Annotated in this window: 18 protein-coding genes and 1 pseudogene; 10 read left to right on the top strand and 9 right to left on the bottom strand. The window is 57.5% G+C overall.

Going from position 1 to position 25,152, the window contains the following annotated elements; genetic code table 11:
* On the top strand, nucleotides 1-138 hold the full coding sequence (locus FYJ40_RS06845) for a hypothetical protein (RefSeq protein ID WP_154516934.1): 138 nt from the start codon (nucleotides 1-3) through the stop codon (nucleotides 136-138).
* A 273-nt stretch (nucleotides 139-411) separates the two neighbouring features.
* Here the strand turns inward: FYJ40_RS06845 and FYJ40_RS06840 are convergent, their stop codons facing one another.
* Nucleotides 412-3,651 carry an ABC transporter ATP-binding protein/permease gene (locus FYJ40_RS06840; RefSeq protein WP_154517219.1) on the bottom strand — a complete coding sequence of 1,080 codons (3,240 nt, stop codon included), beginning with the start codon at nucleotides 3,649-3,651 and terminating at the stop codon, nucleotides 412-414.
* 211 nt (nucleotides 3,652-3,862) lie between these two features.
* A complete protein-coding gene (locus FYJ40_RS06835) occupies nucleotides 3,863-4,036 on the bottom strand; it encodes a hypothetical protein (RefSeq protein ID WP_154516931.1) in 174 nt (57 codons plus the stop codon).
* 156 nt (nucleotides 4,037-4,192) lie between these two features.
* Here FYJ40_RS06835 and FYJ40_RS06830 point away from each other — a divergent pair, with 156 nt between their 5' ends.
* Both FYJ40_RS06830 and FYJ40_RS09035 read left to right on the top strand, forming a co-directional pair.
* Nucleotides 4,193-4,780: a hypothetical protein gene (locus FYJ40_RS06830; RefSeq protein ID WP_154516928.1), complete on the top strand. Its 588-nt coding sequence runs from the start codon at nucleotides 4,193-4,195 to the stop codon at nucleotides 4,778-4,780.
* Between the two features lie 126 nt (nucleotides 4,781-4,906).
* The gene (locus tag FYJ40_RS09035) at nucleotides 4,907-5,803 is read left to right on the top strand and encodes a tetratricopeptide repeat protein (protein WP_229770707.1); all 897 of its coding nucleotides are present in this window, start codon (nucleotides 4,907-4,909) and stop codon (nucleotides 5,801-5,803) included.
* A gap of 68 nt (nucleotides 5,804-5,871) precedes the next feature.
* Here the strand turns inward: FYJ40_RS09035 and FYJ40_RS06810 are convergent, their stop codons facing one another.
* Entirely contained in the window at nucleotides 5,872-6,204 is a 333-nt protein-coding gene (locus tag FYJ40_RS06810; RefSeq protein WP_229770706.1) for a hypothetical protein, read from the bottom strand.
* A 29-nt stretch (nucleotides 6,205-6,233) separates the two neighbouring features.
* Entirely contained in the window at nucleotides 6,234-6,383 is a 150-nt protein-coding gene (locus FYJ40_RS09030) for a 4Fe-4S binding protein (protein ID WP_229770712.1), read from the bottom strand.
* A gap of 271 nt (nucleotides 6,384-6,654) precedes the next feature.
* Between FYJ40_RS09030 and FYJ40_RS09165 the strand changes: the two genes are divergently transcribed.
* Together FYJ40_RS09165 and FYJ40_RS06795 are read left to right on the top strand one after the other, a co-directional pair.
* Entirely contained in the window at nucleotides 6,655-7,008 is a 354-nt protein-coding gene (locus FYJ40_RS09165) for a response regulator transcription factor (protein WP_304515506.1), read from the top strand.
* 59 nt (nucleotides 7,009-7,067) lie between these two features.
* The gene (locus FYJ40_RS06795) at nucleotides 7,068-7,541 is read left to right on the top strand and encodes a flavodoxin family protein (RefSeq protein ID WP_370450617.1); all 474 of its coding nucleotides are present in this window, start codon (nucleotides 7,068-7,070) and stop codon (nucleotides 7,539-7,541) included.
* Nucleotides 7,542-7,643: 102 nt separating this feature from the next.
* Here the strand turns inward: FYJ40_RS06795 and FYJ40_RS06790 are convergent, their stop codons facing one another.
* Together FYJ40_RS06790 and FYJ40_RS06785 are read right to left on the bottom strand one after the other, a co-directional pair.
* On the bottom strand, nucleotides 7,644-8,264 hold the full coding sequence (locus tag FYJ40_RS06790) for a DUF5714 domain-containing protein (RefSeq protein ID WP_154516922.1): 621 nt from the start codon (nucleotides 8,262-8,264) through the stop codon (nucleotides 7,644-7,646).
* Between the two features lie 279 nt (nucleotides 8,265-8,543).
* Nucleotides 8,544-8,756 (bottom strand): annotated as a pseudogene (locus FYJ40_RS06785) (hypothetical protein); the annotation flags it as partial.
* Between the two features lie 311 nt (nucleotides 8,757-9,067).
* On the opposite strand from FYJ40_RS06785, the gene FYJ40_RS06780 reads away from it, so the two are divergent.
* The 5 genes from FYJ40_RS06780 to FYJ40_RS06760 all read left to right on the top strand — a co-directional run bounded on the left by FYJ40_RS06780 (nucleotide 9,068) and on the right by FYJ40_RS06760 (nucleotide 20,465).
* A complete protein-coding gene (locus tag FYJ40_RS06780; RefSeq protein WP_154516919.1) occupies nucleotides 9,068-10,072 on the top strand; it encodes a helix-turn-helix transcriptional regulator in 1,005 nt (334 codons plus the stop codon).
* 155 nt (nucleotides 10,073-10,227) lie between these two features.
* The gene (locus FYJ40_RS06775; protein WP_154516916.1) at nucleotides 10,228-14,586 is read left to right on the top strand and encodes a hypothetical protein; all 4,359 of its coding nucleotides are present in this window, start codon (nucleotides 10,228-10,230) and stop codon (nucleotides 14,584-14,586) included.
* Between the two features lie 254 nt (nucleotides 14,587-14,840).
* Nucleotides 14,841-16,838 carry a type IIA DNA topoisomerase subunit B gene (locus FYJ40_RS06770; protein ID WP_154516913.1) on the top strand — a complete coding sequence of 666 codons (1,998 nt, stop codon included), beginning with the start codon at nucleotides 14,841-14,843 and terminating at the stop codon, nucleotides 16,836-16,838.
* Nucleotides 16,839-16,883: 45 nt separating this feature from the next.
* Nucleotides 16,884-19,124 (top strand): DNA gyrase subunit A, encoded by a 2,241-nt coding sequence (locus FYJ40_RS06765; RefSeq protein WP_370450616.1) that lies wholly within the window; start codon nucleotides 16,884-16,886, stop codon nucleotides 19,122-19,124.
* Between the two features lie 246 nt (nucleotides 19,125-19,370).
* Nucleotides 19,371-20,465, top strand: a complete 1,095-nt coding sequence (locus tag FYJ40_RS06760; RefSeq protein ID WP_154516910.1) for an ATP-binding protein — start codon at nucleotides 19,371-19,373, stop codon at nucleotides 20,463-20,465.
* Nucleotides 20,466-20,573: 108 nt separating this feature from the next.
* Here FYJ40_RS06760 and FYJ40_RS06755 read toward each other — a convergent pair whose 3' ends face one another.
* From FYJ40_RS06755 to FYJ40_RS06745, 3 genes are all read right to left on the bottom strand, one after another.
* Complete coding sequence (locus tag FYJ40_RS06755) at nucleotides 20,574-21,104, bottom strand: flavodoxin family protein (protein ID WP_154516907.1); 531 nt, start codon at nucleotides 21,102-21,104, stop codon at nucleotides 20,574-20,576.
* A 558-nt stretch (nucleotides 21,105-21,662) separates the two neighbouring features.
* Nucleotides 21,663-23,633, bottom strand: coding sequence for a hypothetical protein (locus FYJ40_RS06750; RefSeq protein ID WP_154516904.1), 1,971 nt, complete (start codon nucleotides 23,631-23,633; stop codon nucleotides 21,663-21,665).
* A 998-nt stretch (nucleotides 23,634-24,631) separates the two neighbouring features.
* Nucleotides 24,632-24,892 (bottom strand): IS3 family transposase, encoded by a 261-nt coding sequence (locus FYJ40_RS06745; RefSeq protein WP_229770705.1) that lies wholly within the window; start codon nucleotides 24,890-24,892, stop codon nucleotides 24,632-24,634.
* Nucleotides 24,893-25,152: the final 260 nt, after the last annotated feature.

The following is a 25,152-nucleotide window of genomic DNA, read 5'->3' as shown; positions in this document are numbered from 1 at the left end:
ATGTCTGAACAAATCAGCATCAAGACGGAGAACGAATCTATCGAGTCGTACTACACCTTTGACACCGAGCCCAAAGAAGAGTTCGACAAGTACACCCATCCGGAAATTAGCCTCATGCTCTCCGCAAAGGAGGACTAGCAACTTACGCTCTAATTGACGCTCGCAAACGCCGTCTATATCTCAAGGTCTAATACTTTTCCCGAGAAGTGAACGGCTATATTTGGACCCCCGAAGCATCGACATTTTTAGACGCCAAACCCGCAGGATTTGGCTGGCAAAACCGCAGGAAACCGCCTTCAATAAGTGTCGATGCTTCGGGGGTCCAATTTGACTCGTTCACTTCTCGGGAAAAGTATTAGACCTCGCTTTACATGTCACTCAATGTGACAAAGGGACAGTCCCTTTGTCACATTATTCGGAGCGCAGGGCTTCCACGGGGTCTTTTTTGGATGCGCTGCGGGCCGGCAGCAGGCCGGCAACGACCGTCAGCAGCACCGAAATTGCAATGAGCGCCAGCGCATCCTGCACGGGCAAGCTCATCAGATTGGGTACCTGTTTGGCAGCAAGCGCCCAGGCATTAACCGGAAAACTCACGGCCACCACAACGACAATAGCAAAGACACCGGCAATGAGGCCCTCGATAAAGGTCTCGGCGTTGAACACGTTTGCCACGTTGCGCTTCGACGCGCCGATCGCGCGCAGGATGCCAATCTCCTTTTTGCGCTCCAGCACGCTGATGTAGGTGATGATGCCGATCATGATGGAGCTCACGACCAGGCTGATGCTCACGAACGCGATGAGCACCAAGCTGATGGTATTCACGATATCAGTCACCGAGCCCATGATGATGCCCATGTAGTCGGTGTACGAGATTGCCTGCTCGTCGTGGCCGGCGGCTTTGACCTGCTTGTTGTACGCATCGATATGGTCGAGTACGCGCTCCTTGGCCTCAAAGTCGCGCGGGAAAATCTTGACCGAGATGGGATCCGCTTCATCCGCGTAGCCCAACGTGGTCAGATTGTTGTCGTAGGTGAGCTTCGACGCCTTGGCATAGCTCATCATGAGCGAGCTCAGGTCCTCGGCGTCCATGTTGAAGTGGATGGCACGAGCAAAGGCGCTCGCATCCACGCGCATGGCGCTCGCCAGGTTGGCAAAACTCGAAGACATCTGCGTCACCATCTGGTCCATGAGCCCTGCCGCGCCGGCCTTGAGCTGGGTCGACACGGTCGTTGCCACCTGCTCGCTGATCGCCTTCATCACCTGATCCATAGCCTGCTGCAGATACGGAGCCAACTGATTTTGGACATAGTCGGTCATCGCCTGTTGCAGGCGCTCGACCAGGGCATCGCCGCCGAGCGCCTTGAGCTGCGCCACAACATCGTTCTCGAGATACGCCGAGAATGCGGCAGCAAGCTTTGACGCGTCTTTGAGATCTTCGGGTGACAGCGCCCTAAACTGATCAGACTCCAAAAAGCCCTCAAATAGTTGGTTGGCAAGCGTTCCCACCTGTTGCATTTGCTCGGGCGTGAGCTCCAGACCGTCAAAGATGCCCGAGAAATCGGGGGTCGGCGCTTTGGCCATGATGTCGCTTAAGTCGATGTCTTTGCCAACGCCCGAGAGGTCAATATCCAGGCCCGACAAATCGATGCCCGAAAGATCCATGCCACCGGCAGCACCCGAGAGTGCAGACGCATCGAACGAGAACGCGCTCTTGAGCGCCGCCTCGTCCACACTGAACATACTGCCCAGATCCACGCCTTGCTTGGCCTCGCCTTGCAGTTCGTCGAAGGTTTTGCCCGTAAAGACATCCGTCTCGGGGTGGGCAAGTTGCTCTTGCACGATCTGCGAATCGGCGGCGCGCTCCATAAGCTGGCGAGTCAACGCATGCGTATAGGCTATGCCCGGAGACAACGCGCTCGCATTGGCCGTCTCGTTAGGTCGCACCACGCCCACAATGTGCACGTCAATACCGTCGGCAACCTTGGCCGTCATAAAGTCGGCGTCGCCGGACATGTCAGTCCACATGCCGGTCTCTTCGTTTTTGCGATAAGCATCGGCCGGCGACAACACCTTAAACGTCGTGGACAGCGCATCGTCGTAAGTAAAGTCGGCGCCGCTCTCAGGCGTCTCAATCTTACCGTCGGCGGCCATGGCACTGTTCACCAGGTCGTTGAGCTCATCGATATCCAGCGCACCGATGCTGTAAAGCGTATAGTCGCCCACCGTTCCACGGCTCGAAAGCACCATTACGGCTTCGTGAGCAGACGTAGGCCAATGGCCGGCGACGACATCGTACTGGCTGTCGAGCAGACTCTGATCGTCGATCATCTCGTTAAAGACCGAGGTCCCCATGGAGTCCATGCTCACCGTTGCCGCCGAGCTCGCACCACCGCTCATGGCCTCGGTCATAGCGTTGGGCACCAGCCGGACAGGCTTCTCATCGCCCTTGCCGGCACGATAGATAACCGGCGTCACGCCGTAACCGTACTGGATGGCGTTGACCTCTTTGTCGATACCGTCGCCGCCGGCATCGAGCCATGCCTTAAAGCTCGTCATGTCGTTGGACTTAACACTTGCAAACATATCCTTTACGGCCGTGACCACGGGGATCTTTTTGGTTCCCTGAGCCTTGCCGTCGGTGCCGTCGTCGGACGAACCCTCGTTCTTGGACGTATCGTCATCCGTGGCCCCCTGTTCGCCCATCATGGACGACAGGTCGTAATCCTGCTTGGAAATGGTAAGCGGGTAGCTCGAAAGCGTATCCTCCTCGACCTTTTTGATGTAGCCGTTTACGCCATTGGACAGCGCCAAAATCGCCGCGATGCCAATAATGCCAATCGAGCCCGCAAAGGCCGTCATGGCCGTACGGCCCTTCTTGGTCATAAGGTTTCGGGCAGAAAGCCCCAGCGCCGTCACAAAGCTCATCGAGGTTTTGCGCGTAGGCTTGGCCTCGCGGCGCGTGGCGTCAGCGACATCGAAAGGATCAGAATCGTCGGTAATCTTGCCGTCCGCCAGGTTGACGATGCGCGTGGCGTACTCGTACGCCAGATCGGGATTATGCGTGACCATGATAACCAGACGGTCGCGCGCGACGTCCTTGAGCAAGTCCATGACCTGCACGGACGTTGTGGAATCCAAAGCGCCGGTCGGCTCGTCTGCCAACACAATCTCGGGATCATTAATCAGGGCGCGGGCGATGGCCACGCGCTGCATCTGTCCACCCGAAAGCTGACTCGGGCGCTTGTTCACGTGCTCGCCCAGACCAACGGCCTCGAGCGCCTTGCGCGCACGCTGGCGGCGCTCGGCGTGCCCCACGCCCGTGAGCGCAAGCGCCAGCTCCACGTTTTCCAAAATGGTCTGATGCGGAATGAGGTTATAGCTTTGGAACACAAAGCCGATGCGGTTGTTGCGATAGGCATCCCAATCGCGATCGTGAAAGTCCTTGGTCGAAATACCGTCGATCAGCAGGTCACCCGAGTCAAAGTGGTCGAGTCCGCCGATAACGTTGAGCATCGTGGTCTTACCCGAACCCGAGGGCCCCAGAATGGCCACGAACTCGTTATCCCGAAAAGACAGGCTCACGCTGTCGAGCGCCACCTGCGTAAACGACTGCGTAACGTACCTTTTGCAAATTCCTTTGAGCTCCAGCATGGACGGCAGCCTCTCCTGCGCAGGCACCTTGCCCGCTCTCCCCCGCCGTTCGTATTCGACGTGTTTGTCCTACTCTATCCCCATTTTTTACCGGCGCCAGTGAGGAATGTAACAAACCGCACCAAAAAAACGAATGGGACGGCACGCCGCGTGGCGCACCATCCCGCGCATACCGTCGATAATGTGACAAAGGAACTGTCACTTTGTCACATTAGTCAATTGTGAGTGCATCCCCTGGAGCGATATCCGAAACCTCGCTGCCCAGCGCCAGCACGCCGTGCCAGCCTTCCTGTAAGCCACCTTTCTCGAGGATAAGATCCGAGCTGTCGATCGTACTGACGGCGGGCAGTGGTTTGCCAAGAATCGCGTTGGAAACATCCACCACTTCAAGAGTCCCGTGGCGGCGCGGTTGATGAGAACCTTTGCCGAATAGCGCAAGCCGCCGTGATAATCAAAAAGATGTCCACACTGATTGATATGCTCGCCGATAAAGAGCAGCCATGCCGCAATCTTCTCCGCGGCAACAATACGGAAGGCGACCATGAACGATTGCGGCCAAACAGGCACGCCTAAGGACAGCGCCAGTGCGAAGGATTATAAAAGTGCCCTCGATTACATGCTGTCCGGGCTGAATCCCTATGTACGAGACACCGATCTTTCACCTCAGGTCGCCGCGCTCTACAAGCCCGGCACAATCTTTCGCAGCAAGAACCCCGCTGACATATCGTCCCACATTGGCGGCATGAGCACATCGCATCGTCTTCTCATCCTGTTGAACCGCATCATCGATCTAACCGAATTGGAGCAAGACGCCGATCGAGGACACTGTGCGACCCCGTCGGAGTCTCGTTTTTTAGTGCTCGATGCGTACGAATACCACGGAAAGACACAAATTACGCTGCTGCATCTTTTGGACGACGAACGCTGGCGTTACTTTATCGATGCGGTGCCGGCAGCACCCGAACTTGAAATTGATGCCATACGCATCAATTTCAGTGCCGTATGCGAACAGCAGCCCATCAGCGATTTAGCATCCGAAGAATGGCCCGATTGTTGCTCAGACCCCATCGGCGTAAACCCCCAAGGAGAACTGTATTCACCCGAGCCTAAGCCTGCGGAGGCACTTTGACCCGTCTTTGTGGGTGAGCTTGAAAAGCGGTAAGCGCGTTGACCTGCCGTACAGCGAAATGGGAATTCCGCGGTCTCCATCACTTGATACGATACAAAACAGTAGACAATCCGAAAGGAGCAAACGATGGACCTTAATCCCAACAACGCATATGGAGTCGAAAAGGAAGACGTCGCGCGCATGGCAGAACTTGCCGGCATGGAGTTTGTCGACCATGGCGAGGACGAATACAACGAGGGTTTTCCTTCCGAAGATCTTATCTATGGGCCCGAGCAGGAAAAAGACCTCCTCGCCGAGATGGCAAACGTTGCATTCTCCACGCCTGGCGATGATTATGCCCAGTATATCTCCGAAAACAGAGAGCGCGTCTACCGTGCGGCCCGTATGTCTTCAGCAGTTAGGGAAATGCTCGTCTTGGGCTACAGGCTGGGAGTTTCGTCCGGCAGCGGAGCCTGTATGAACGATTTAGGCGCCCTCTACTATATGGGAGACCTTGTTGAGCAGGACTACGCCAAGGCCGCGGAACTCTACGAAATGGCGGCCGACGCAGGTTGCTTCCAGAGCATCATCAACCTCGGCTATATCTACGAGTACGGAAGGACTGGCAAGCCCGACCATGCCAAAGCCTATCAGTGGTATTCGCTTGCCGCAGCGCTTGCGCCCTCCAGCGAGGCGGTGTACAAACTCGGCGACATGTTCAGCCGCGGTCGCGCCGTACCGCAAGATAGGTCAAAAGCATACCGCCTGTACGAACGCAGTCTTGAGCTTGCCCGCGACGATGCAGAGTTCGCCCAGCCCGCCATTCGCATAGCCTCTATGCTCATTGACCCCGACGCCCCCTCTTGTGGCATCGACCGTAATCCCCTGCGCGCGTTGGCGCTCTATCAACGCGCCGAAATCGGTCTGCGCATCGACATCGCCAATGGCATGACATATTACGCCAAGCGTCTCCGCGAGGCCATCGAAGGTCAGGAGAAGGCTCGTGAGCTCGTCGAGATGGACAATTTTGTGATTGACCGCTAAGTGCCACTTTCGCGCGTCTTATCAACATCAATGATCTGATCCTGCCATGGAGTCCCTCCATGGCAGGATCAGATGTTTACCTTGGCGCCGTCGATGGTCTTGAGCAGGAAATCGCCGTAATTGCTGCCGTCCTCAATCATCGGCATATCTTTATTGGCGGCAAGAAACACCTTTTCCCACAGTGCGCTATCGCTCGAAAGGATATCGTTCTCCTTTTGCATGAGCTTCGCATACAGCTCGGCGGCCTCGTCGGCATTGGTCGGCTCCTGCGCGATGAGCTCCGCGATCTTAGGATCGGAGCTCGTAGATTCGCTCGCGTTGCCACCGGGCGCCGGACATGCCACAAGACACAAGGCCAGCACCGGCACCATAAACAAGGCCGCAATCTTAGAAAGCTTCATGGTCATTCCTCCGTTTTGTCGAAGCTTGTTTACTTTTTATCGGCGGTCAGAGGGAGCTTTGCTGCCGACACATCCAGGCCATAGCGATAGCTGATGGCATCGACGGGACAGGCCCCGATGCACTTTCCGCACCGGATACATTCGGCATGATTGGACGCGCGGACCACATCGACGTCCATCTGACAAACCTTTGAACACTTGCCGCACGAGACACATTTGCATGCGTCAACCCGAATCCCCAATAGGGACACCTTATTCATGAGCGCATAGAATGCGCCGAGTGAACAAATCCATTTGCAGAAGAGGCGGTAGAACAAAACGCTCAGCTCTACCACGGCAATGAGAACGACAAGTTTCCAGATAAAGAGCCACCCCAGCGCAGATCAAATACCGGCGTTGGCAATGGCCAGCGGAATGGCGCCCTCGAGCACACCCTGCGGACAGACGTATTTGCCCGACTGCGAGACCAAGGTACTGATTCTGTCCGCGCGTGGTGAAGTATCCGTTAAAGTCTCCGGACTCGATGCCGGCGCCAACGATTACCTCACCAAGCCGTTTCATCTGGACGAGCTTGCGGCAAGGATCCGCAGCCTTACCCTCAGACGCTTTGCACAAAGCGACATAGTTTTAACCTGCGGAAAGCTCAGCTTTGACACCAAGGCGCGCATCGCTTCCGTGGACAGTGAGGCTCTATCTCTTACGCGCAAGGAAACGGGAATCATGGAATACCTGATGCTTAATCAGGGGCGTCCGGTAAGCCAAGAGGAGCTTAACGAGCACGTTGCGCGGGAATGTGACGAATAACTGCCCCTTTCGCGCACACAAAAGCAAGGGGCCCATGCGCACAGAACCAACGCCATGCCGTGCGCGCGGTGCTGCCCGGTATGAGGGCCCGCCGCTCCGGCCACGTGTTCAACGTGAGCAGCTTGGGCGCTTACAACGTCGGACCGCTCTCGGGCGTGTACTGTGCCACCAAGCGCGCGGTAAAGGCGATATCCGAGACGCTCGCCCAGGAGCTCGTGGTGGGTACGCCGGTCTACTTTGCAGGGGCAAACGGCGCGTTGCTCGCGCTGCTCGACCGCGCGTTTTACGCCGCGAGCGTGCACGGAAGACGGTTCGCCGGCAAGCCGGCATGCGCGGTGACGACGCTTTGGCGGGCGGGGTCCACCTCAACACTCGATGAACTGAACCGCTGCTTTACATTCAGTGGCATGCCAGTGGCCTCGTCGACCTACTGGAACATGATGTTTAACAGCGGCGACGACCCCTTTGGCGAGGACATGCTGCGCCAGCTCGGGGAAAACATGGCCCATCTGGTGAGGACGACAAGGGTCTAATGCCCCGATAATCCCATCTACATTTGATTAACTTAGCGGACGCCTACTCGACAGCGGGCGTCCGTTGCATATGGGCGCCAACTTGTGGCGCCGCAAGGTCGGTCATTCTGGCTTCGTCGCTTGTGCCTTCAATCTCTCCTCAGCGCTCAGCATCGCAGGATGATACGGACACTTTTCGCCCATGCACACTGTATTGACCGCATAGCTATCGCAGGCTGGCGTCTTCTCCCATGCTTTAAGCTGTGGTCCGCCGAGCGCGTTAAAAAACGAAACGGCCTCACGAATCGCCACGCGCGCATCTCGCTTGCAGCACCGTGGGCTTCCCGAGCGCGCGATGGCGGCAAGCAGCTCCGAAACCATAAGCTGCCCCTCCTGCCAGCCTTCACTGCGCAGCGGCGCATTGCCGCGCACGATTGCATATGCCATGCCCGCAGACGCAGCTGCCCCGCACACGCCCCAACGGGCACACGTTGCCCCCGGCACGCAATCCGACCGAGACATCAAATCGGCAAGATCGTCTTTGAGCATCGCATCTCGCTCCCCAGATGCTTCGGCGTTGCGCCAGCACGCAAGCAGCACCGCGCCCACAATAAAATGGTGGATGGGGCCAAAAGCCACGCTGCGCTCATCTGCCATAACCTCTTCCAAAAGAGCCGCGGGCGCCACCGACGTACTGGCCATGAGCATCTCAACAATCCAGCTTGTTTGTTCGTCTTTTGCCATGCGGCATCCTCCTCTAAAACAAATTGTGCGCGCACTCCATTATGGCCTTCTTCTGCCCGGCGCGCTCAATGCGAAACAACCTGCTTCGCTCGTGCCGCTAACAAGCCCTGCTAGTTCTCGTCGCAAATCAGCCCTGCTCAGGAGCAACACCAGAGGCGATGGCAGGCACGATGGACAGTGGCAACACCACGACGGCAGCCCTTTTCGAAAAAGAAGGCCCCGCGCAATCGCGCGAGGCCTCCCCATTCATGGAACTATGCTCAAAGCAGCCCAAAAAGCTTACTCCCACTCAACGGTGCCGACGGGCTTGGGCGTGAGGTCGTAGCACACGCGGCAGATGCCGGGGACCTCGTCCTTGTGCAGCAGCTTGACGGGCTCGCAAAGCTCAAACTGCAGGTCCTCGGGCAGGCCACCCACGTTGTGGTGGGCCTTCACGCCATCCTGGGACTCCAGGATGTCGGGGTAGATGGTGCCCTGGGCGAGGAAGCTGACCTCGTCGCCAACCTTGCGGGCCTCCTTCTCGGTTCGATGGAAATGCGTCGCGCGTATGCAGACGCACCGTCATATGCCATCATTATATGCAGAACGAGATACGTTTCCCATCGCTGCGTCAGAGCTTTTTACAGGGGTGGCAGTTTTTCTATATTCCAAGGTCAGCTAGGCTTCGGTAGCCACCTTGCAGCATCGCCAATAGACTCTTCCTTTATACGTTCTTCGTAATCGTATGCCATACCCGCAAATTCCAGTCCCGAGTAACAGGAGTACAATTGCTGCTATTGTTGCCAACTGTTGGGAGATGGAAGATGGACTGCGATGGCTACCCATGCGTTCCCATGCCGTTGATGTGCACCGCCTTTGTGCCGGGGCAGATTGACGCTGCGGTTGCAGGCATTTCCGACCCCGATTCGCGCGCCATTGCCACGGCAGAAGCGCTGTACTTTCGCGGACAGGCCACCCTCGCTGCCAAGACGGCGCGCCCTTATCTTGACGCCACCGACCCCGCACTGCGCTATTCCGCATGCTTTATCTGCGGATACGCCAGTCTGTCGCTCAACCGTATCGCCGATGCCCGCCGGTGCCTTACTGGCATCCTCGATACGCCGGCCGACGAGGAATCGCCTGCCGTCCACGCCATGCACATCCTGTTCGCCTCGGCCGCGAGCGTCCTGCTGCACTTGCCTTCCCCGTATTCCGCCGAAGAGTTTTATCCGCTTGCGGCGCATTTGCCCGAAGGCCTGCGCCTGTTCGCCAGCTACGTGATGGCGCACGCCTTGTATCTGCGCGGCGAATACGGCCGCAGCCTTGGCATGGTGGAAAATGCCCTGATCATGAAACAGGGAAGCTATCCCATCTCGGAACTGTTCCTGCACTTGGCGGCTTCCATGGCATGCATGAGCCTCAAGGACATCGACGCCGCAAAGGCACATTTCGGAGCCGCTTGGGACATTGCGCGCCCCGACGGCCTTATCGAGCTCATTGGCGCGCACCACGGCCTTTTACAGGGGCTCATCGAGGCGTGCCTAAAAGCGCAATACCCTGACGATTTCGCACGCATCATCGAGATTACGTATCGATTCAGCTACGGCTGGCGGCGCATCCACAACCCCGATTCGGGCGAGGACGTGGCCGACGATTTAACGACCACGGAGTTCACCATGGCCATGCTCGCCTGCCGCGGATGGACCAACGCCGAAATCGCACGCCACATGGAAGTATCGCCGGGCACTGTTAAAAACCGCCTATCAGGAGTGTATGCCAAGCTTGGTATCGGAACTCGCGCCGAGCTGGTCGCGCATATGTTGCGTTAGCGACCGAGCTGCCAAGCGCATCGAACGCGTTCCGGAACCCGGCGCTTCGCTCGATCAATTTGGACATTTTGACCCTTGAACGGCACTACCGCCACGGGGCACCTTCTCGCAAAATAGGATTATTTCCTCCGATATTTGCGGGATGGGAGCCCAAAATGCTTGATCGTCGTTCGCTGCTTATCGCCGGAGCATCCTCGCTGGCAGGCATCATGCTGCCTCGCGTGCCGAGCAGCGCAAACGCCTTCATACTGCCATTCGCCCCCACCGAGGCCTATGCCGACGAAGAAGACCCCTTCAAGGTGCTCGTTCTCTCGCGCACCGTGTTTGGTGTGGTCGTGGTCGACGTCGCCAACAAGAATATGCCCATCAAAGGAGCCCAGGTCACGCTCGCGTCGCGTTATGCCGCGGGCAAGCAACTCTCCGCCACTACCGACGACGAGGGCACGGCCATCTTCGAGGTCGCGCCGCTTTCGGAAGGCTACGTGGACGAGGCAACGCTTCTCGACGCGTACGACTTTAACGGTGGCATCTCCATCAGCATGGCGGGCTACCGTGATGTCGAGATCCCCCTCACGCGCATCCAGGGCGGCACCGCCATTACCGCGCCCACACGTCCGCTTTCCGACGGTGAGCCGTACTTTCGCCAGCTTACGTTCGACGAGTGGGACATCCAGTACGCCGACGCCACGTTCATGGCACTGCCGAAGGACGACGCCGGAAACGACCAACCCGACACGCACGCCTTTACCGTGCAGGCACATCTGCCACAGGGTGGACAGGCAACGCTGTGCATCAACAAGGTAATGCCCGCCACGAGCAGCTCATCCGAAACCGTCACGCAAATTGGCCAAGTCAAGGCCAGTGCATCGGGTTCGGATAATCTGGCAACGTTCACACTCGAAGACACGTTCCTCGATGCAGCTTCGGGCCTTCTGGAGGAAGGATGCAAGCTGCGCTTTGTCCTCGACTATCAGGGCAAGACCTATACACTCTCCTCCCCCATGGCCGTTGTCGCCGCGCCGGCCGCAAAGGCAGAATCGGGCTCGACCACTATCGTCCCCACCACCATGGACCAAGAGATTACTCCGTTTGATTTCCCGGCGGCGTTTCCCGGCATCGGCGGCAATAAGTTCACGTGCTGGATGCCCTCGTTCCCCATTTTGTTCGATTTCTCTTTTGCCGGATACGTGCTGTTTGGCGGAGGATACAAACCAGTCGGCTACAGGAACGATTCGGGCAATCCGGATCCGGAGTACTGGAAGAAGTCACCGCGCGAGTCGGGCGCCAAGCAGGCAAACCGCTACCTCGACGAGATGGAGGGGAAGTGGAATCAGTACAAAAGTATGAGTGCCGGTTCGGGCACCGATCCAAGGAACACTAAGCTGCTTCGTCACCACTGCACGCCGCGTTTTACGATGGATATCGCCACACAGCTGTACGGATCGCTCGCCTACGACTGGGTGGGCAAAACCTGGGGTGACAACAACGACCCCGCATTTGGCAATATTAAGGCCCTCTTCCAGGTAAGAACCGACCTCAATTGGACCGAGCAGTTTACCCTAGGACCGGTGCCGTTTTTCCTAAACGTCAACCCCTGGGTGCTGGCGAAGCTGGCGCTCGCCGTGGGTGCCCACACGCACGGCAGCGGCGCGGCGTTTTTTAAAAACATTTCGCTCGACTATTCAAACACCTCGGGCTCCTTCACCATCCAGATCGGTCTTGCCGTCACCTTTGGCGCCGGCGTTGCAGGCGTCGCTTCGTCTGCCGTGCGCGGCGCCGCATCCCTCACGCTGTTCATTGGGTACGAGAAGGCAGATGGACACCAGCTTCCGCGACTGCGCGTAGGTGCAGACGTCGATGTCGATGTGATACTCCAGTTCGTAATGTTCAAGTGGACCACCAAGGCTTGGTCGGGGTCGTGGCCCACACTCCTCGATTCGTGGAATATGTCGGTGAACAATGGCAACCAGTATGTGCTCCAGCGCTCTGAGCTCGCATTGGGTGGAGATACGCCTTACACGTTGGATGCCTGCTTCGGCACGGCCGACAACGCCGAGGCAGGCGGCGTGCCGCAATTTATCGCATCGGCCACCATCGTCACCAACGCCGAGCTGCTCGCACGCGCCGAGGTTAAGGCCACCGCCGTAAACGTCGCGCCTGTCGTGCGCGATTGGGATCAAGCGGTCACGCGCATTGAGCTCGAGGCGGATGCAGAAAGCGACGACACGGGACAGATCGAGCATTTCGTCCATACACTGATAGAAAACGCCGCGCCGATGTATAAGTACACCTATATCGGGCAGGCGACGAACGCCGTTGCGGACCCCAACGCCAATTCTGCTGGTGTATCGGAGGACGAGCGTGGCGGCATAAAACCCTCGAGCGACAACGTGCTGTTTACTGGCGTGCTCAGCGAAGCTCACATGAAGCTGGCAATGATTGCCGGCGTAGAATGCCAGTTCCGTATCGCCTCGGTGCGCTACGGCGACAATGGCCGCTCGCGCCTGGTGGTGCACACAAAGGCAAACGGCACGTGGTCCGCTCCCACTCCCGTGGACTTTCCCCTTGGGTTTGGCGAGGGCGACGTGGAGCGCGACGGCATATTCGATTACGACTTCGACGTGGTGGAATATACGGACGGAAGAGGAAACCAGGACGCCTACGTGCTGCTGATCTCGGGCGAGCGCCCCGCCGGTGACAACACCCTTTTCGATACGGCAAGCACAGCCGGCATACTGTCCGTCGTGCGCCTGCGCATAAGTAATAGCGAAGTTCGCGTGGTGTCGTATACGTCGTGGCGCAGCATCTCGCGCGGCCGCCTTCAGGAGGATGGATACCATTGTCTGCAGTGCCCGCGTATCACGGTGGGCAAGACGATCGTCGACGGGCGCCTGTCGGGTGCCTACCTCCACCGCCGCGGAACCACCGCAGAAAAGGCGCTCGGCAGCGAGGCCGATGTTGCGCTGGAATGCTTTACCTTGTGGTCGGATGATTTGGGCGACAGTCTCACGTTCCGTCAGGTCCTCCGCTTTCCGCAAGCACCGTCGAGTATCGAGCTGGGCGAGCCCGAGAATATCAACGGCAAAATGGTGGTGTCCGTTGCGTACGAGACCGCAGACGGTTGCGGCTGCGCATCGTACGCTGTGATCGGCCAGTCCATTGCGTGCTGGGACGTTATGTCACCAGACGCCACGGTACCCCATGCGGTGCCATGGCCACAACATTCGGGCTTTTTGGCAACCGTCAACGAGCAACTGCAGCATATTACTTGGACGCGTGGCGCATCGGCATTTGCAACGCAGCCCGTGGGTGCCGCAGGCTGTGGCCCGGCATCGTTTAGCGTAAGCAACAACGGCAGGTGCGTGCTCTATGTAGAGAACACCGATGGCAAGGTGGGACAAACCTACGACGAAGAAGGCAACCCGGTAGCAGTGATGGGCAAGCACTTCCGCATCTTCGCCAGCACCTTGGCAGGCGATCTGTTCACGGAGCCGTTCGTGATGTGCGAGCTGGACCATCCCGTCGATCAGATAACGACATTTTTGACGTCGGGAGGCATGCTCTCCGCACTCGCCACGCACATTGTGAGCGCGGAGAAGAGCGAGGCAGAGCTGCACGGCATCGAAGTGCCCTTGGTGGCGTGTGCCACTCCGACGGGCGCGGTCGCTACCTCGGGCGCGGTGGTACCCGGAGCAGCAGGCGAATCCTTCATGGTCACGGTGCGAAACGACGGCAACACCTTGCTGACCGCCGGCACGATCGATCTGTACCGAGAGGGCTCCAGCCAGCCGTTCTCCAGCGCATCCATCGGATTCGGACTGAACGCACGCATGGTTTCGATCTACGATCCAGAGCTTGCCGAGGATGCTTCGGCCAAAGACATGGCACACGTGAAGTACGCGCTCGAGACGCTGGGCGCACGTTTTGCAACGCACCCGCTGGTAGCCGACAACGGCAACGCCGTGCTGGCACCGGGTTGCACGGCACAGTTCCGCATGAGCTTCGCCATCCCCGAGAGCTGGAGCGACGATGTGGGCAAACGCGTAACGCTGTATGCGAAGGCGCATAATCTGGTGGCGCTCGATCCCGTAACGCTCGAGGAAATTCGGCCGGGTGCAAACTCGGCGCTGGGTGCCGTACTGCACGAGCTTCATGTGCCCGACGCGGCATGCGAACGCTCAGAAGTTCAGGTCGGCGTATGCGACAGCGCGGATACGACGGGGCTTCACGATGCACCGATGACGGTGGACGACGGTGGCGGCTCGAGTGGCGGCGGTACTGACAAGGGCGGCGGCTCCGGCGGAAGCAGCTCCAGCAGCGGCAAGGACCACAACAATAGCAAGCGCCCCGGAAAAGCGGGCGCGCTTGCGGGCACGGGCGATACATGCGCTCCCCTTACGGCAGCCGCTGCAGCACTCGCCGCGGCAGGCGCCAGCCTCGTCGCCTACAGCGCCCGCCGCACGGCGCTCGAAACCGACACCGCCAATGAGGTCAATTCGGATAGGCCCCGCTAGCTCCTAGTTGCTTTTGTGAGAGACGCCGACTCGGCTCATTCGTCATCGCTATGCGGACATTACAACTTCGGTTCGCAATTCAAACTTACTCGCACAATACCGACTCGGTTTTGTGCGAGTAAACGAAACCTTATCGAACTCCGAACGATTGTTCGATGGATTTCGTGTTGGTTGGAATCGCCCAAGGGCTGGGCTATGCTACCTTGACTATCTATATGACTAAAACGCAGCAAAGGAGCATCGAGAGAGCGAGCATGGCAAAGAACACCGCAAACTATGGTAACGACAGTATTCGTCAGCTCAAGGACGAGGAGCGCGTACGCCTGCGCCCTGCCGTCATCTTTGGCTCGGACGGGCTCGACGGCTGCGCGCATGCCGCCTTCGAGATCCTGTCCAACGCCGTTGACGAGGCGCGCCAGGGCTACGGCAAGCTCATCACCCTTACCGCCTTTCGCGATGGCTCCATTCAGGTAGAGGACAACGGCCGCGGCTGCCCGCTTGACTGGAACCCCTCCGAGAAGCGCTTTAACTGGGAACTCGTCTTTTGCGAGCTTTACGCCGGCGGTAAGTACAACAACAACCAGGGCGGCGACTACGACTTCTCGCTCGGCACCAACGGCCTGGGCTCGTGCGCAACCCAGTACGCCTCCGAATACATGGACGTCACGGTTTGGCGCGACGGCAACAAGTACTCCCTGCACTTTAAGAAGGGCAAGGTCGTCGGCGCCAAAAAGAAAGCACTCGAGGTTGAGCCCAGCGACGAGGACCGCACCGGTACCACTATCAAGTGGCGCCCCGATCTTGAGGTCTTTACCTCCATCAGCATCCCCCACGATTGGTATCGCGAGACCATGCGCCGCCAGGCCGTGGTCAACGCCAACGTGACCTTCCGGCTGCGCATCGAGGGCGACGACGGCGAGTTTTCCGAAGAGGACTTCTGCTATCCCAAGGGCATCGAGGACTACGTGCTCGAGAAGGTCGGTGCCGACTACCTTACCGAGCCCTTTTTTATCGAGGCCGACCGTCGCGGTCGCGATCGCGAGGATCTGCCCGATTACAACGTAAAAATCACTGCTTGCATGTGCTTCTCGCGCACTTTCACGATGCAGGAGTACTACCACAACTCCTCCTGGCTCGAGAACGGCGGCTCACCCGAAAAGGCGGCCCGCAGCGCCCTGACCAGCGCCATCGATGCCTACATTAAGCAACAGGGCAAGTACAACAAAAACGAGAGCGGCATCAAATGGCAGGACGTCCAGGACTGTCTGGTGCTGGTGACCAACTGCTTCTCCACCCAGACGTCCTACGAAAACCAGACTAAGAAGGCCATCAACAACCGCTTTATCCAGCAGGCCATGACGGCATTCTTTAAGGAGCGCCTCTCGACCTACTTGATCGAGAACAAAGATGCCGCCAACAAGATCATGGAGCAGGTGCTCATCAACAAGCGCTCGCGCGAGAATGCCGAGAAGACGCGCCAGAGCATCAAGACCAACCTGCAGCAGAAGACCGACATGGCCAACCGCGTGCAGAAATTCATCGACTGCCGCTCCAAGGACAAGAGCCGCCGCGAGATCTACATCGTAGAGGGCGACTCGGCAGCAGGCGCCATTCGCACCTCGCGCGATGCCGAGTTCCAGGGCGTTATGCCCGTCCGCGGCAAGATCCTCAACTGCCTAAAGGAGGACTATCCGCGCATCTTTAAGTCCGACATCATCATGGACCTCATGCGCGTGCTGGGCTGCGGCGTGGAGATCAAGGACAAGCGCATCAAGAACCTCGGTGCCTTTGACCTGGACAACCTCAACTGGAACAAGGTCATCATCTGTACGGACGCCGACGTCGACGGTTATCACATCCGCACGCTCGTGCTCACCATGCTCTATCGCCTGGTGCCCACGCTTATCGACGAAGGCTACGTGTATATCGCCGAGTCGCCGCTCTACGAGATCAACTGCAAAGAAAAGACCTACTTTGCCTACACCGAGCTCGAGAAGAACGGCATTCTTAAGGAGATCGGCGACCAGAAGTGCTCCATCAACCGCTCCAAGGGTCTTGGTGAGAACGACCCGGACATGATGTGGCTCACCACCATGAACCCCGAGACGCGTCGTCTGATCAAGGTGGAGTCCGAAGACGTCACCAAGATGGAGACCATGTTCAACCTTCTGCTGGGCAGCGACGAGGCGGGCCGCAAGCGCCATATCTCGGAGCACGGCAAGGAATACCTGGACCAGCTGGACCTGCAGTAGCAGCAAATCGATAACGACGGCCCATAAGAAGTTCAAGAGGAAATCGTGGCAAAGAAGAAGACGAAGAACCAGCCAAAGAAAAAGCAGGTCAACGCCGAGAACGTCATCGGCCTGCACTCCGAGGTCACCAATCAGCCGATCACGCAGACGCTCGAGGTCAACTACATGCCCTACGCCATGAGCGTCAACGTCTCGCGTGCGTTCCCCGAGATCGACGGTTTTAAGCCCTCGCACCGCAAGCTGCTCTACACCATGTACAAGATGGGCTTGCTCAAAGGTGAGCGCCAGAAGAGCGCCAACATCGTGGGCCAAACCATGAAGCTCAACCCGCACGGCGACGCCGCGATCTACGAGACGATGGTGCGCCTGGCCACCGGCAACGAGGCGCTACTCGCCCCCTTCGTTGAGTCGAAGGGCAACTTTGGCAAGTACTATTCGGGCGACCTGAGCTACGCTGCCTCGCGTTACACCGAGGCCAAGCTCGCCCCCATCAGTGCCGAGATCTTCAAGGACATCGACAAGGACCCGGTCGACTTTGTCGACAGCTACGACGGCGCCATGAAGGAGCCGCGCCTGCTGCCTACCACATTCCCCAACATCCTTGTGTCGGCCAACAAGGGCATCGGCGTCGCCATGGCGTCCGACATCTGCGGCTTCAACCTCAACGAGGTCTGCACCGCCACCATGCACTACCTGCAGGATCCCAACTGCGATCTGCTCGAGTACATGCCCATGCCCGACTTCTCGACCGGCGGCGAGATTATCTACCGCCGCGAGGAGATGGAAAAGATTATCGAGACCGGCCTTGGCAGCTTCCAGATCCGCTCCCGCTGGCGCTGGATTCCCGAAGAGCGCATTATCGAGGTCTACGAGATCCCCTACACCACCAAGACCGATGTCATCATCGATCGCATCGTCAAGCTCTCCAAAGAGGGCAAGGTCAAGGAGATCGCTGACATCCGTGACGAGACCGACCTCTCGGGCCTGCGTATCGCCATCGATCTTAAGCGCGGTGTTGACCCCGACAAGCTCATGGCCAAGCTCTATCGCTCGACTACGCTGCAGGATTCGTTCTCATGCAACTTTAACGTGTTGGTCGATGGTTACCCCCGCGTTATGGGCGTACGCCAGATCCTGCACGAGTGGGTCAAGTGGCGTATTGAGTCCACGCGTCGCCGCATTAACTTTGACTTGGGCAAAAAGTCCGAGCGCCTGCACCTGCTGCACGGCCTCGAGGCGATCTTGCTCGACATCGACAAGGCCATCGCCATCATCCGTGGCACCAAGCTCGAGGCTGAGGTCGTGCCCAACCTTATGAAGGGTTTCGACATCGACGAGACCCAGGCCGAGTTTGTTGCCGAGCTTAAGCTCCGCAACATCAACGAGGAGTACATCCTCAACCGTACCAAGGACATCGCTAAGCTTGAGGGCGAGATTGCCGAGCTAGAGGAGATCCTCTCCAGCGAGGACAACATCAAGAAGGTCATCAGCGACGAGCTGGCTGCGGTCAACAAGAAGTACGTGATGCCGCGCCGCACGGGCAGGATTGAGCCCCACGAGGTTATCGAGGTAAGCCTGGAGCCCGAGCTCGAGGAGTACCCGGTTACCATCATGCTCTCGCGCGAGGGCTATCTCAAAAAGATGACCGACCGCGTGCTCAAGAAGGCTGCGACGCTCAAATACAAGGACGGCGACAAACCCTTTATCGAGTTCCCGTCCTCCAACACCCACGAGCTGCTGGTCTTTACCAACAAGAGCCAGGTGTACAAGTGCAAGGTCGCAGCGTTTGAGGACACCAAGTCGGCCCAGCTGGGCTCGTACTTGCCCACCGACCTCGAGATGGAACCCGACGAGAGCGTGATCTGGGTCATTGACCCCGAGGACTACAGGGCCGACGTGCTGTTTGTCTTTGAGAACGGCCGCGTGGTGCGTGTCGCACTTGCCGGATACGTTACCAAGACCAACCGCAAGCGCCTCAAGAACGCCATCTACGGCGGCAGCAAACTGCTGTATGCTCAGGTACTCAAGGAGGACCGCGACATCGCGCTGGTCTCGAGCGACTACCGCCTGATGAACTTCAACACGTCGCTGCTCAAGACCAAGACGACCACCAACACGCAGGGCGTCCAGGCCTTTACCGCCAAGAAGGGTCGCTCGGTCACCACCGTCGGCACGACCGAGGAAATCCTTGGCGCCGGCGTCTCGGCCGAGAAGTTCACCGCGCAGAGTCTACCCTCCGCCGGTGCCCTCATGAAAGAAAACGACATGCCGAGTCTGTTTGACTAGGACGACGGCAACGAGATCGTTAGACACTTCGCAAAGCGACGAGGCCCGGAACGCAACGGCATTGCGCCCGGGACTCGTCGTTTTTCTTCTCAACTATTTTTTAACGCAGATAAATTGATTTCTGCTTATTTTTCTGCGTAAAACATGTCAGCGCCACTGCTTCGATGCCCTTTGGTCTGTCGTTAGCAAAACTTGCAAAAGTTAGCAAAACTTGCAAAAATTAGCAAAACTTGCAAAGGAGCTACCATGGAGTACAGCAAGAACCCCTTTACCCCAACATTTGGAAGCGTCCCTCCCTTTCTAGCGGGTCGCGAGCATATCCTGCGCGACATCAACCGTGGCTTTATCAACGGCCCGGGAGATCCCAACCTGTCGACTATTATTACGGGAGCAAGGGGAACGGGCAAGACGGCGCTTCTCTCGCTCCTTTCAGAAACGGCGCTTGAACACGGCTGGATCGCAGCAAATGTCTCCGCCATGCCAGGCATGCTCGAAGATATTATCGAGCGAACCAAAGAAGCCGCAGACAGCTATCTCTCACAGCCTCACGCGCGCATAAACGGCGTTCAAATTGGTCCAGTGGGCATCGATTGGACATATGCTCAAGAGGCCCAGGGCAACTGGCGCACACGCATGAATGGTATCTTTAAGCAACTCGAAAAACATGACATCGGACTTCTCATCACCATCGATGAAGTCACCGTCGATCTCGAAGAAATGCTTCAATTTGCCTCTGTTTACCAGCACTTTGTACGCGAAGGTAAAAAAGTTGCCCTACTCATGGCAGGACTGCCCTACAAAGTATCGGCGTTGCTGCGTAACGATTCCGTCTCGTTCCTCAGGCGTTCCCAATATCATCAGTTAGGACGAATCACTGACGTTGAAATTGCAAACGCGTTTCGCAAAACTGTTGAGGCCGGAGGACGTTCAATCACACCAGAAGCGCTCGAGGATGCTGTGAAGGCCGTCGACGGATTCCCCTACATGATGCAGCTCGTCGGATATCGCACATGGGATGTTTCGGAGAACTCGCCCAAAATCAGCGCACCTGATGTCCAGCAGGGTTCTCTGCTTGCCCGTATGGAGCTGCGCGATCGAATTCTCGAAACGACCTATCGGGAGCTTTCCGATAAAGACATTGAGTTTTTGCTCGCGATGCTGCCCGACTCTGGCCCCAGCAGGGTCTCGGAGATAGCCAAACGCATGGGCGTTGCCGGCAACTATGCAAGCCAATATAAACGCCGTCTCCTCGAGGACGGCGTCATCGGAGAGCGCGGGCGTGGTCTCGTTGGCTTTGACATCCCCGCATTCAGGGAGTTCCTGAGTGAGAAGGCCTCCTAGCACGCCGAGATTGTCCGCAAGGGCAACGGCGCATGGCAATCAACGATTCACCTGGCAAGGACGGCAAGCAGTTCAAATAACACCGATTGCCATGCGTTCTTCTTGTCCTTAGGCGAGCTTGCGAGCGAGATCTCGCACCTCTTCCAGCTTGGGCGACGATGCCATGCTGTCGCGCTCGGTCATACCGCTGATGGTGACAATGCCCTGGTTCTCCCACTTGCAGTACGCGCAGGCTGACTTGTACATAGCGATCGCCGCATCATAGGCGCCCTCGCTGTGGCTATCGAGCAAAAGGGCCGTCTTGGTGAACGGGAAGCCCGTAGCACCGAAGGCGTACAGGCGGTCGATGGCGGCCTTCTCCTGCGCGGTGATATCGAACCAGTAGATTGGCGAAGCGAAGACGACCATGTCGGCGTCTTGCAGCGACTCGATCACGTTGGCCATGTCATCCTTCTGCACGCAATTGCCCTCGTGGGCGAAGCAATACTGGCACCCCAGGCAACCAGCGATTTTCTTGCTGGCAACGCGGACGACGTCGACCGTATTGCCGCCCTCGCGCGCGGTCTCGGCAAACGCCTCGACCATAATGTCGGTATTGGCGCCCTTGCGCGGGCTACCACTCAATACAACGATATTCATATGGATTCCCTCTTCTTCATGCTGCAGGCGCGCAGTGTGTTTTCTTGTAACCAAAACGTATGGACTTAATCAATCGCCAGCAGGCCATATCTCTTGTTCAAGTTCCCTAAAGAAGCTCAAGACGATTGCGATTGCCTTATACAACGTCGAAAACCAACAAGGGAGCCATGGTTGCGCCGCCTGCCCAGATGGCAGGCGGTCAAGATGAGCATTGGGAATCGCGACGACTTGATATCGCTCGCATGCCTCCTTCGGAATAGGCGTCAAGGACAACTACCTGGATAGCGAGCCGGCGGAACAGGCCTTCGGTCATATCGAGGACGGGATCGGAGCGGACGTGATTCGACTTCGGGCCCTTTAGGGATGACTGACCTCGACGCCTACGCAACCCACTGAAACGCTCGGAGGGGTCGGGTCAAATTGAAGGGACTGACCCCGGAGAAAATCCGGGGCCAGTCCCTTGCAGCTTATTTATTGAGCCGTATAAGTTTGGGCCGCAGTTCGCACCCGCGCGGTACCGACTTCTTGCGGCAAGCGAAAAGAGAGCGCCTTGTTTTATCAGATGCGCTTTCTTTTGCGCGCGCAGATTGCAGCTGCCAATGCAAGCACACCCGTTCCGGTCAGAGCAGCGCCAAGCACTGTTGCCGTATGATCACCCACCGGAGGAATGGCGCTATCGGCGTTCGCGTTGCTGCCGTTAGCTTGAGATCCGCCCGCGCCAGGGGTGTTGTTGCCTGGGGCGCCCGCGTCGGGTTTGCCGGCATCGGAATTGCCCGGATTGTTCTTGGGCACCTTTTTGAACTTGGCTTTGTAGACAACGTCTTCTGTCGCGTCGGTGATTTCCTTGTCCCACGAATCGAACACGTAGTCGTACTTGTCGTCAGACGGTTTCGTAGGAGTGGGTGCCGTGATTTGGTCTGCTTTCGTGCCGATCTCGTACAAGGTTTCGCTATAGATAGTGGTGCCGTCTTCATTCGCGAAGGTGATTTTCACCAAAGACGGTTTTGCGGCGGCAACCAGATAAACCTCGCTATCGGAGCCGATGTTGTCATAGTTGGAGTACTCGCTACGCTGATCTTTTGTCTGCGTTGTGTAGCGGGCATCTTCGTTGTCAAGATACCAACCGTCAATCTTTTTATTAGTCACGTCATCGGGTTTGCCCAGGTAAAGCTCGTTCATGTCTTTTGCGGCTGACAATTTTGCAACAGAGCCGCTCAGGTAGACGTCGGAACCCGCCTTGCCCGCGCTGTTGTTGCACAGTTTGGTGCTGGTGATGGTGGTGCCCGCACCTTCGCCGGAATTCGATTCTGCGGCAAAGCCTCCGCCGTAATTTGACGCCTTGTTACCCGTGATGGTGCATCCGTCGATGGTCAAGCTGGGGAAGTAGCCGTACGATGCAACGCCGCCACCTATTGCACCGCTGTTCTCTGTTATCGTGCAGCCGCGAATTTCTGCTTTGGCAGGTGATTTCATCCACACTGCATACACGCCGGCACCATAGCCTTGGTCCTGATTCGCTGTGTTATTGGTTATGGTGGTGTTATTAAGGAACAGGCCCGGGTTTTCGTCGGCGCCTACGTTCGGGATGGGAGCGCACAGGCCCTGTGCGTTGGCGAAGTAAAACGCGGAAGCGAACACGCCTGCGCCGTCGTGTGCTTCGTTATCGCTGATGGTACCGCCAAGGATTTGCGCGGAGCTCTCGAGGTTGCCCCATTCATTGACCTTTTGGATTTCTTTTAGTGATGCAACAACGGCAACACCGCCTCCCATTTCGTTTGCTTTGTTGTTCGAAATGGTTCCGCCCGTCATGACAAACGAAGATCCGCCGGAAACGAATACGCCGCCGCCGGCAGAAACGATATTGAGGGGATGCATAAGCCCGCCGCTATCCGAGGCTTTGAAGGGAGAAGTGGCGAAGCAATTCTTGATCTCGCCGCCGTCCATGATGAACGAGCCACCATAGATAACCGCAACGCCTCCGCCATAGCAAACGGATCCGCCGGTAATGCCGCAGTTTGTGATAGTGCCGCCGAACATATGGAAGGTGCCGCCCCATACGGTTACGCCGCCGCCATAGTCGTTATTGTTCATACGGTCGGCAATGGTAACGCCAGGGTACATATTGCATATGCCTTCGATACGCAACAGGCAATATCCTTGGCCGCACTGCACGTTTCCACCGCTAATTATTAGCGTGTCATTACGGTCTGCCGCGCCCAAGTTCAATTGAGCATTCGGATTTACGGCAATCATGCTGTTCGGATTAAGCGTCACGGTGTGTCCGTTGCCAACAATACTTACACTTACATGCTTACGATAGCCGAACGTAACATCCCCAGTTTGAATATCGTCGGTGAGTTCAATGATGTACTCATCGTCTTCTTCAGTCCTTACGGTCTGCGCCGCATGACTGAATTCAGCTCCGCTGCTTACTGGGATAGTGGTTGTCGCGAAGGCCGATATCGGCACAGTCAATACATAGAGTGTCAATGCAGCGATAAAGGTTAGCACCCTGCATTTTTTGCTCATGGCATCTCGCTTTCAAAGTCTTTTGAATCTGAGCTGGGACATGCATGCGCTTGCTCAGATTTGGTAAAAGGATACGATTGTGCCTCATTCTAATATAGGGTTTATTAAGGCAAATGCAAGCAAAAGATGCAATAGCAAAATCATTGCTATTGCATATGGCTCTCTTTCCGCTCCTTTCTTAATTGGGACTTAAATCCTCCTGATAAGCAGGACGTTTTCGCTAAAGCGCTTATAAAAAGACGGCGCTGGGCCCGAGCTCACCTTGCATGCAGGCTGAAAGGCAACCACCCAGCCCGGTACTGACGAAAACGGGGGGGGGCAACGGCGACAGCTCCTCTGCCAATGCGAACGCAAACAACACCGTAAACAACAACAGCCACAACAAGGGCAAGAAGCCTGCAAAGGGCGGCTTTCCCATAAGTCATGGAGCTGACTGGGGCTTCGCTTGCGTCCGGATCGATTTGCGCGCGTTCGAACTCCCGCGCGGGCGATGAGGACCTTCGTGAATGCATCCCTGATGGGCAGAAGCGACCCGAGCCCCAAGCGGCGCGACTCGAGCAGCGGAAGCTGAAGCGCAAGCAAAAGCATCGTGGGCATTGACCGGTGCCGACATGGGTCCAGGTGTGAACAGGGCTACGTCCCCTATTCACACTGCTCACACATACAGCAGCGGGCACGGATTCGACTGAAACTGCGCCCGCTGTCTGATGCTAAATTAATTTATCAAACATGCGTTCTATTCCAGCGCAGTAATTAAATACGCTGGTACATAGATACTCCGATCAAGACGGCCGCGCTCGCGACCGGGAACTTTCGGCAATTGGATACGCGTCTGACCTGGGATATCCAAGCGAACAATAGGCCTAACCCGCGATAGGTCCCAGGCCAGACGGGTATCCAATCGAAGGGGAAGGGCGCTCCGGTGTGGAGGCAGCGGAGTGCCCGGGGAAAGCCTGGCCGGCCGGGCCTCCGGGGTGCGGCGGATGGATTGGCAACACCTATTTGGACGATTCCGGGAGGGACAGCCCCGCCTCCCTGAACTCGACCGGCGACATGTAGCCCAGCGTCGAGTGGATCCTGAAATTGTCGTACCGGTGCACGTAGTCCGAGAGCTTGGCCCGGAGCTCGCGCGTCGTGCCGAACGTCTCGCGGTGGACGAGCTCGGCCTTCAGTATCCCGTCGGTCGGCTCGTCGACGGCGTTGTCGTAGGGGCAGCCCTTGGCCGACAGCGACCTCTCTATGCCGAAGGCCTCGAGCATCAGGTCGATCTCGGCGTTGTCGAGCTCGCTGCCGCGGTCCGTGTGGAATACCTCGATGTCCGAGATGGGGAAGGAGAGCGTCGCGAACGCCGACTTGACCAGCCGGGCGTCCTTCCTGGGCCCGGCGGAGTGGTGTTAGCGCTAATCTAAAATTGACCACTTTCGCAAACGCATCTCGCCGAATGCGCTAACGCGCTTTCGCCGACCCCGCTAACGTACTTTCACCAACTGCGCTAACGGAACTATGCTCCGATCGGGTA

It is taken from the genome of Collinsella sp. WCA1-178-WT-3 (M1) (assembly GCF_009696325.1).
Classification (GTDB): Bacteria; Actinomycetota; Coriobacteriia; order Coriobacteriales; family Coriobacteriaceae; genus Collinsella.
This window is presented reverse-complemented; position numbering and strand designations above follow the sequence as displayed.

Coding starts and splice junctions, on each gene's coding strand:
- FYJ40_RS06845 (WP_154516934.1), top strand. CDS start 1: ATGTCTGAACAAATCAGCATCAAGACGGAGAACGAATCTATCGAGTCG.
- FYJ40_RS06840 (WP_154517219.1), bottom strand. CDS start 3,651: ATGCTGGAGCTCAAAGGAATTTGCAAAAGGTACGTTACGCAGTCGTTT.
- FYJ40_RS06830 (WP_154516928.1), top strand. CDS start 4,193: ATGAACGATTGCGGCCAAACAGGCACGCCTAAGGACAGCGCCAGTGCG.
- FYJ40_RS09035 (WP_229770707.1), top strand. CDS start 4,907: ATGGACCTTAATCCCAACAACGCATATGGAGTCGAAAAGGAAGACGTC.
- FYJ40_RS06810 (WP_229770706.1), bottom strand. CDS start 6,204: ATGAAGCTTTCTAAGATTGCGGCCTTGTTTATGGTGCCGGTGCTGGCC.
- FYJ40_RS09030 (WP_229770712.1), bottom strand. CDS start 6,383: ATGGACGTCGATGTGGTCCGCGCGTCCAATCATGCCGAATGTATCCGG.
- FYJ40_RS06790 (WP_154516922.1), bottom strand. CDS start 8,264: ATGGCAAAAGACGAACAAACAAGCTGGATTGTTGAGATGCTCATGGCC.
- FYJ40_RS06780 (WP_154516919.1), top strand. CDS start 9,068: ATGGACTGCGATGGCTACCCATGCGTTCCCATGCCGTTGATGTGCACC.
- FYJ40_RS06775 (WP_154516916.1), top strand. CDS start 10,228: ATGCTTGATCGTCGTTCGCTGCTTATCGCCGGAGCATCCTCGCTGGCA.
- FYJ40_RS06770 (WP_154516913.1), top strand. CDS start 14,841: ATGGCAAAGAACACCGCAAACTATGGTAACGACAGTATTCGTCAGCTC.
- FYJ40_RS06760 (WP_154516910.1), top strand. CDS start 19,371: ATGGAGTACAGCAAGAACCCCTTTACCCCAACATTTGGAAGCGTCCCT.
- FYJ40_RS06755 (WP_154516907.1), bottom strand. CDS start 21,104: ATGAATATCGTTGTATTGAGTGGTAGCCCGCGCAAGGGCGCCAATACC.
- FYJ40_RS06750 (WP_154516904.1), bottom strand. CDS start 23,633: ATGAGCAAAAAATGCAGGGTGCTAACCTTTATCGCTGCATTGACACTC.
- FYJ40_RS06745 (WP_229770705.1), bottom strand. CDS start 24,892: ATGCTCGAGGCCTTCGGCATAGAGAGGTCGCTGTCGGCCAAGGGCTGC.